Source organism: Cellulomonas sp. ACRRI (assembly GCF_022346185.1).
Taxonomy (GTDB): Bacteria; Actinomycetota; Actinomycetes; order Actinomycetales; family Cellulomonadaceae; genus Cellulomonas.
The window spans coordinates 1-7,728 of sequence record NZ_JAKRMS010000163.1 but is presented as its reverse complement, the minus strand read 5'-3'; the positions used below and the strand labels follow the sequence as shown (position 1 = coordinate 7,728).

The following is a 7,728-nucleotide window of genomic DNA, read 5'->3' as shown; positions in this document are numbered from 1 at the left end:
CACCCCGACCGCCACCCTCACCCCGGTGACCCAACCCGACGGCATCACCGCGAACCAGCCCGCACCCGACCTCGCACCGTCGACGCCCACACCCGGTGCCGCACCCCGCGAGGCCACGCCGACCGAGCCCACGCCGACCGAGCCCGCGCCCCGCCCCGCATCCACCGCCTCCGCGCAGACCGAGCCCGCGCCCGACAGCACCTCGACCGAGGCAGCCCCGACCGCGGTCGTGCCGATGCCCGTGCCCGCGTCCACCGCCGTATCGAGCAGCACCGCCGCGCGTCGCAGCTGCACCCGCTGCGCCGGGCGCCCCGGCGCCGAGGTCAACCTCACCATCGCCGCCTCCACCCTCCTGGGCCTGGACGACCACCCCGCCGACCTCCACGGGTACGGACCCATCGACGCCGTGCGCGCCCGCGCCCTGGCCGACGGCGGCATCTGGCGGCGCATCATCACCGACCCCGCCACCCACCAGGTCCTCGACATTGGACGCCAGCGCTACCGACCACCCGCCGGGCTCGTGGAGTTCGTCCGCACCCGCGACACCACCTGCGTGGCACCCGGGTGCACCGTCCCGGCCCGCAGCGCCGACCTCGACCACACCATCGAGTACCACCGAAGGCCCGGCGACCCACCGGACCAACCCCTGGGCCGCACCGACGCCGACAACCTCGGACCCCTGTGCCACCGCCACCACCGCCTGAAGACCGACGGCGGGTTCCGGCTGCGCCAGATCGCCCCCGGGCTGTTCGAGTGGATCACCCCCGCCGGGCACCGGTACCTCACCCGCCCCGGCACCGGCCACACCCACGACGCCACCACCGACCCCCACGACGCACCCCCACCGTTCTGACGCGCCCATCGCGCGGCCGGCGTCCGCCCGTGGCACCGTTGCCGAGCGAAGGAGGCAGGATGGCCGACATCGTGGTGCTCGCGGTCCCGTTCGTCGTCGTCGGGGCCGTCGGGTTCGGGGTGATCCTGTGGCTGCGGCGACGCTTCCCCACTGCACCGCCATCGGCTGCGGGCCGCAGGACGTTCCGGGTGTACCTCGCCGTCGCGACGGTCGCCGCCCTGCTGTTCGTGCCCCTGGCGATCGCCGCCTGGCCCGCGCCCTAGGTCGGGGCTCGGGACCGCGCACCCAGCCCGGGGCCTCCGCGCGCCGAAGGACCGCCGCGTGAGCGAGACCGCGGGCCGGAGCGACGACGACAACCTGGTCCTGCCCGCGCCGCCCGCAGGGCCTGCTCACCCGCCCACCCGTGCGGGGCGCCGCACGTGTGCGCCGCTCGGCCCCTTTGCGTCGCGTGCGCGCCGCTCCGCGCTCTCGCGGCGCATCTCGCATCTCGCGTCCCGCGCCGCACCCTCGCCTCCCGCGCCGCACCCTCGCGTCCCGCGCCGCACCCTCGCGCCCGGCGCCGCACCCTCGCGCCCCACACCGCACCTCGCGCCCCACACCGCACCTCGCGCCCCACACCGCACCTCGCGCCCCACCCTCGCGCCCCACACCGCACCTCGGGTGTCGCGCCACACCGCGCGCCCCACACCGCACCTCGGGTGTCGCGCCACACCGCGCGCCCCACACCGCACCTCGGGCGTCGCGCCACACCGCGCGCCCCACACCGCACCTCGGGCGTCGCGCCACACCGCGCGTGTCACGCCGCACCTCGCGCCTCTCACCCACCGTCACCGACGCCCTCCGTTGACGAGGAACCTTCGACCCACCTAGGTTGTGAATCGATTCATCCCCCACGAGCCGGAGACGACGATGTCCAACCCCGCCGCCGACCTGGTCGCGCGCTCGAACCGCCTCGGTGCCGACCCGCGCACCACCAACTACGCCGGCGGCAACACGTCCGCCAAGGGCACCGACACCGACCCGGCGACCGGGCGGCCCGTGGAGCTGCTGTGGGTGAAGGGGTCGGGCGGCGACCTCGGCACGCTGACCGAGAAGAACCTCGCGGTGCTGCGCCTGGACCGGCTGCGTGCCCTCGTCGACGTGTACCCGGGGGTCGAGCGCGAGGACGAGATGGTCTCGGCGTTCGACTACTGCCTGCACGGCCGTGGCGGTGCCGCGCCGTCGATCGACACGGCGATGCACGGCCTGGTCGACGCGGCGCACGTGGACCACCTGCACCCGGACGCGGGCATCGCGCTGGCGACCGCGGCGGACGGCGAGGCGCTCACCCGCGAGGTGTTCGGCGACGCGGTGGTGTGGGTGCCGTGGCGGCGGCCGGGGTTCCAGCTGGGCCTGGACATCGCCGCGATCAAGGAGAAGAACCCCCAGGCGATCGGCTGCGTCCTCGGCGGTCACGGGATCACCGCCTGGGGTGACACGTCCGAGGAGGCCGAGGAGCGGTCGCTGCGGATCATCCGCACCGCCGAGCGGTTCATCGCCGAGCGCACCGAGGCGCTGGCCGCCGAGGGCCGGCACCCGTTCGGCGCGGTCCGCCCCGGGTACGTGCCGCTGCCGGACGCCGAGCGACGCGCCCGGGCGGCGGCTCTGGCGCCGGTCATCCGTGGGCTCGCCTCGACGGACCGGCCCCAGGTCGGGCAGTTCACGGACGCCGACGTCGTGCTGGACTTCGTCGGCCGCGAGGAGCTGGGTCGGCTCGCCGCGCTCGGCACGTCGTGCCCGGACCACTTCCTGCGCACGAAGGTCTCGCCGCTGGTCGTGGACCTGCCCGCCGATGCGCCGCTGGACGAGGTGGTCGCGCACCTGCGCGAGAAGCACGCCGCCTACCGCGAGGAGTACCGGGCGTACTACGAGCGCCACGCCACCTCGGACAGCCCGGCCATGCGCGGCGCGGACCCCGCGATCGTCCTGGTGCCGGGTGTCGGGATGTTCTCGTTCGGCAAGGACAAGCAGACCGCTCGGGTGGCCGGGGAGTTCTACGTCAACGCGATCAACGTGATGCGCGGGGCCGAGGCGATCAGCACCTACGCCCCGATCCCGGAGTCGGAGAAGTTCCGCATCGAGTACTGGGCGCTGGAGGAGGCCAAGCTCGCGCGGATGCCGAGGCCGAAGCCGCTCGCCACCCGCGTGGCGCTGGTGACCGGGGCCGGGTCCGGCATCGGCAGGGCGATCGCCGAGCGGCTGGCCGCGGAGGGCGCGTGCGTCGTCGTCGCCGACGTGAACCTCGAGGGCGCGCAGGAGGTGGCGGCGTCCCTCGGCGGGCCCGACGTCGCCGTGGCCGTGCGTGCGGACGTCACCGACGAGGACGCCGTCGCCGGGCTCGTCCGCGAGGCGGTGCTGGCGTTCGGCGGCGTGGACCTGGTCGTGAACAACGCGGGCCTGTCGATCTCCAAGCCGCTGCTCGAGACGACGACCCGGGACTGGGACCTGCAGCACGACGTGATGGCCCGCGGGTCGTTCCTGGTCTCGCGGGAGGCGGCGCGGGCGATGATCGCCCAGGGCATGGGCGGGGACATCGTGTACATCGCGTCGAAGAACTCGCTGTTCGCCGGCCCGAACAACGTCGCGTACTCCGCGACCAAGGCGGACCAGGCGCACCAGGTGCGGCTGCTCGCCGCTGAGCTCGGGGAGCACGGCATCCGGGTCAACGGCGTGAACCCGGACGGCGTGGTGCGCGGGTCGGGGATCTTCGCGGGCGGCTGGGGCGCGCAGCGCGCCGCCACCTACGGCGTCCCCGAGGAGGAGCTGGGCGCGTACTACGCGCAGCGCACGCTTCTGAAGAGGGAGGTGCTGCCCGAGCACGTCGCCGCGGCGGTGTTCGCGCTCACCGGGCCGGACCTGGTGCAGACGACCGGCCTGCACGTGCCCGTCGACTCCGGCGTCGCCGCCGCGTTCCTGCGCTGAGCCGCGGCCCGAGGGAGGATCTGCGACATGACCGAGCGCCAGCTGCCCAAGTGGTCCGAGCTCAAGCCGCTGCTGCGACCCAAGCCGGTCCGGCTCGACCCGACGCGCCGCCGCCTGGAGGACGCGCTGACCATCGCCGACCTGCGGACGGTCGCCCGGCGCCGCACGCCGCGGTCGGTGTTCGACTACACCGACGGCGCCGCCGAGGCGGAGATCAGCCTGCGTCGCGCGCGGTCGCTGTTCCGCCGGCTCGAGTTCAACCCGTCGATCCTGCAGGACGTCTCCGAGATCGACACGACCACCGACATGCTCGGCAGGCCCGCCGCGGTGCCGTTCTCGTTCGCCCCCACCGGGTTCACGCGGATGATGCACCACGAGGGCGAGCGGGCCGTCGCGCGGGTCGCGCAGCGCCGCGGCATCCCGTACGCGCTGTCCACGATGGGCACCACGTCGATCGAGGACGTCGCCGCGGTGGCCCCGGACGCCCGCAAGTGGTTCCAGCTGTACGTCTGGAAGGACCGCTCCGCGGGCGAGGACCTGATGGCACGGGCGAAGGCGTCGGGGTTCGAGGCGCTGCAGCTCACGGTCGACGTCCCCGTGGCGGGCGCGCGGCTGCGGGACACCCGCAACGGCTTCTCTATCCCGCCGGCGCTGTCGGTGAAGACCGTGCTGGACGCGGGGATGCACCCCGCGTGGTGGCTGAACCTGCTCACGACGCGGCCGCTGGAGTTCGCGTCGCTGTCCACCTGGGGCGGGACCGTCGCGGACCTGCTCGACAAGCTGTTCGACCCGACGATGACGATCGCCGACCTGGAGTGGCTGCGGGCGTCCTGGGACGGACCGCTGGTGATCAAGGGCATCCAGACCGTCGCGGACGCGCGCCGGGTGGTCGACGCCGGGGCGGACGCGATCGTGCTGTCCAACCACGGCGGGCGGCAGCTCGACCGGGCGCCGGTGCCGCTGCGGCTGCTGCCCGACGTGCGGGAGGCGGTCGGCGACCGCGCCGAGGTGTGGCTGGACACCGGCATCCTGTCCGGCGCCGACGTCGTGGCCGCGCTCGCGCTCGGGGCGGACGCGACGATGGTGGGCCGGGCGTACCTGTACGGGCTGATGGCGGGCGGTGAGCGCGGCGTCGACCGGGCGGCGGAGATCCTCACCCGCGAGGTCCGGCGCACGATGGCGCTGCTCGGTGTGCGGACCGTCGCGCAGCTGGGCCCGCAGCACGTGCGGCTGCCGTAGCGACGAGGCCCGGCCCACCGCTGCCGGCCTCGCCCTCGCTGATCCGCGTGGGCGGGGCCGGAAGCCGGAGGCGGCGCGGCTGGGCCGGCCGGGTGAGCGAGGCCCGGTTCACCCACCGATCGGGACAAAACGGGCAAATCCCGCCCTACCGTCGGGCCATGGACATCCGGCTCATCCCGCTCGCGGAGGTCGCCGACGCCGACGCGCGGGCCTGGCAGCGCCTCGCCGCCGAGGCGCTCGCGCCGAACATGTGCCTCGACCCGCGGTTCCTGCTCAGCGCCCGCGCGCGGCCCGACACGCACGAGGTCCGGGTGCTGGCCGCGGTGGAGGACGGGACCTGGCTGGGGGCGCTCGCGGTCACCACCAAGCGGGTCGCGCCGCGGCTGCCGGTGCGGGCACTGACGACGGGCGGCGCCTTCATGACCTCGCAGTGCGACCGGCACCACCCGCTCCTGCGCCGGGACCGCCCGGCCGAGGCCCTGGACGCGCTGCTGCGCGGCGGCCCGACCGTCGGGCTGCCCGGGCTGGCGCTGCTGCGCCGGTTCCCCGCGGAGGGGCCGCTGGCCGAGGTGCTCGACCGGGTCGCGGCCCGGCGGCGGATGCGGGTGCTGGAGCGCAGCCGCGACGTCGGGGCCTGGGCGCCGCGGTCCGCGTTCGACGTCGTGCCCGTGCCGGCACCCGTCGACGGGGTGGTCGCGGACCCGCCGCTGTCGACGGCCCACCTGCGCACGGACGACGCCCGGAACGTGCGGCGGGTGGCGCGGGGGCTGGCCCGGGAGCTCGGCGGGCCGCTGGAGCTGCGGGACGAGTCGGACGACCCGGCGGCCGTCGACCGGTTCGTCGCGCTCCAGGCCGCGGGGTGGAAGGGCGACCCGAGCCGGGGCGGCGCGGCGCTCGGGCTGGACGCCGCGGACGAGCGCTGGTTCCGCGACATGGTGGCCGCGTTCCGCCGTGACGGCGACCTCGCCGCGCTGCGGCTCACCGCCGGCGGCGAGACCGTCTGGGCCGGGTTCCACGTCCGGTCGGGCGGCGGCTGGTTCGGGCTCCTGGACGCGTACGACGAACGGTTCCGCCGGTTCAGCCCGGGGTCGGTGGGCCGGCTCGCTGTCATGACGTACCTCCTCGGCACCACGGACGCGCCGTTCGTCGACCCGGGGTTCGGCTCGCACTACGCGGTCGGGGCGCGGCTGTGGCCGGCCGCGCGCCCGCAGGTCGACCTGCTGGTAGGTGCGCGCGGGCCCGCCGCGCGCGCCGTGCTGCGGGCGGTGCCGCTGGCCCGGCGGCTGGGAGTTGCGACGTAGCCGGGCGGTCGGGGCATGCTGGGGGCAGCCCGCCGCCCCCGCCCGGAAGGACCCCGCCGTGACGGTCGTCGTCGAGCCCGCCCGACCCGACGAGGCGGCCGCGTGCGCGCGGCTGCTCGCCGACGCCCTCGGGGACGACCCGGTGATCCGCGCGATGATCCCCGGCGACCGCGACCGGACCGCCCGGCTCGTCGCCCTGCACACCGCGCAGCTGCGGTCCGGCCCGCTCCCGGCGGGGACGGTCGACGTCGCCCGCACCGCGCCGGGCGGGCCGCCGGTCGGCGTCGCCGTGTGGCACCGGCCCGGCCCGGAGGCGCCGCTGCGCACGCGGCTGCGCCACCTCCCGGCGGTGGTCCGGGCGATCGGCCCGCGGCACCTGCCGACGGCGCTCGCGCAGACCGCCCGCTACGAGCGGCACCGGCCGCGCGCCCCGCACTGGTACCTGGAGGAGATCGCCGTCGGCCCGGACGCGCGCGGGCTCGGCGTCGGCTCCGCGCTGCTGCGGCACCGGCTGGCGGCGGTGGACGCGGCCGGCCTCCCGGCGTACCTCGAGGCGACCACGGAGGCGAGCCGCCGGCTGTACGAGCGGTTCGGCTTCGTGGCGACCGGCGAGGTCCCGGTGGAGGGCCCCCGTCCGTGGGCGATGCTGCGCGAGCCGGTCACCCCGTCGGCCGCCGGGTAGCCGGCGCGTCGGGCGGGTAGCCGGGACTGCTCCCGACACGTCGCGTCCCCCCTCGGCGCGAGGGCGCCGCGGCTCAGCTCTGGTGCGCGCCCCAGCCGTGCCAGCGGTCGACCTCGACGACCGCCGAGAACCGCGGGCTCTCCCGGTCGGGGTACGGGTGGCCGGTGTAGTGCTCCGACAGGCTGTCGATGCCCGAGCGGTCGGTGTCCTCGGTGATCTCGACGACCCGGCCGACCAGGGTCACGTGGGTGTACCAGTCGTCGGCGTCCAGCACGGTCAGCGTCACGCGCGGGTCCCGGCGCAGGTGCCGCAGCCGCACCCGGGAGCCGTCCAGGTTGAGCAGCACCCGGCCGTCCTCGCGCCACAGGTACCAGGTGGCGGCGGACACGGGCGTGCCGTCGGAGCGCAGCGTGGCCATGACGGCGGGGTTCGGGCGGCGGAGCATCGCGACGGCGTCGGACGGCAGCGGGGGCGTGGCCACGGGTGGACCTCCAGGTCGGGACGGTGCGGGCCGACCCAGTGTCGCCCACCCGGTGCGGCCGGCGCCCGCGGACCCGTCGGGGTGCATGCACCATCCGGCGCGGGTGGCGACCCCGCGGGCGGGCATCTGCGACGATCGAGGCCGAGACCGACGACGACGGGCCCCCCGCGCTCCCGCGGCACGCCAGGAAGGGACCCGCCCCATGACGCAC

The 7,728-nt window shown here is 76.2% G+C and carries 6 protein-coding genes and 1 pseudogene; 6 read left to right on the top strand and 1 reads right to left on the bottom strand.

Annotated features, from left to right (window positions below; translation table 11 throughout):
* The 6 genes and pseudogenes from MHY85_RS19205 to MHY85_RS19180 all read left to right on the top strand — a co-directional run.
* Positions 1–853 (top strand): annotated as a pseudogene (locus MHY85_RS19205) (hypothetical protein); the annotation flags it as partial.
* Between the two features lie 59 nt (positions 854–912).
* Positions 913–1,116, top strand: coding sequence for a hypothetical protein (locus MHY85_RS19200; RefSeq protein WP_239199641.1), 204 nt, complete (start codon positions 913–915; stop codon positions 1,114–1,116).
* A 646-nt stretch (positions 1,117–1,762) separates the two neighbouring features.
* Positions 1,763–3,814: a bifunctional aldolase/short-chain dehydrogenase gene (locus MHY85_RS19195; RefSeq protein ID WP_239199639.1), complete on the top strand. Its 2,052-nt coding sequence runs from the start codon at positions 1,763–1,765 to the stop codon at positions 3,812–3,814.
* Between the two features lie 27 nt (positions 3,815–3,841).
* Positions 3,842–5,053 carry an alpha-hydroxy acid oxidase gene (locus tag MHY85_RS19190; RefSeq protein WP_239199636.1) on the top strand — a complete coding sequence of 404 codons (1,212 nt, stop codon included), beginning with the start codon at positions 3,842–3,844 and terminating at the stop codon, positions 5,051–5,053.
* Positions 5,054–5,211: 158 nt separating this feature from the next.
* A complete protein-coding gene (locus MHY85_RS19185; protein WP_239199634.1) occupies positions 5,212–6,354 on the top strand; it encodes a GNAT family N-acetyltransferase in 1,143 nt (380 codons plus the stop codon).
* A gap of 58 nt (positions 6,355–6,412) precedes the next feature.
* Positions 6,413–7,036: an N-acetyltransferase gene (locus tag MHY85_RS19180; protein WP_239199632.1), complete on the top strand. Its 624-nt coding sequence runs from the start codon at positions 6,413–6,415 to the stop codon at positions 7,034–7,036.
* Positions 7,037–7,109: 73 nt separating this feature from the next.
* Here MHY85_RS19180 and MHY85_RS19175 read toward each other — a convergent pair whose 3' ends face one another.
* Positions 7,110–7,517 (bottom strand): PPOX class F420-dependent oxidoreductase, encoded by a 408-nt coding sequence (locus MHY85_RS19175; RefSeq protein ID WP_239199630.1) that lies wholly within the window; start codon positions 7,515–7,517, stop codon positions 7,110–7,112.
* Positions 7,518–7,728 lie beyond the last annotated feature (211 nt).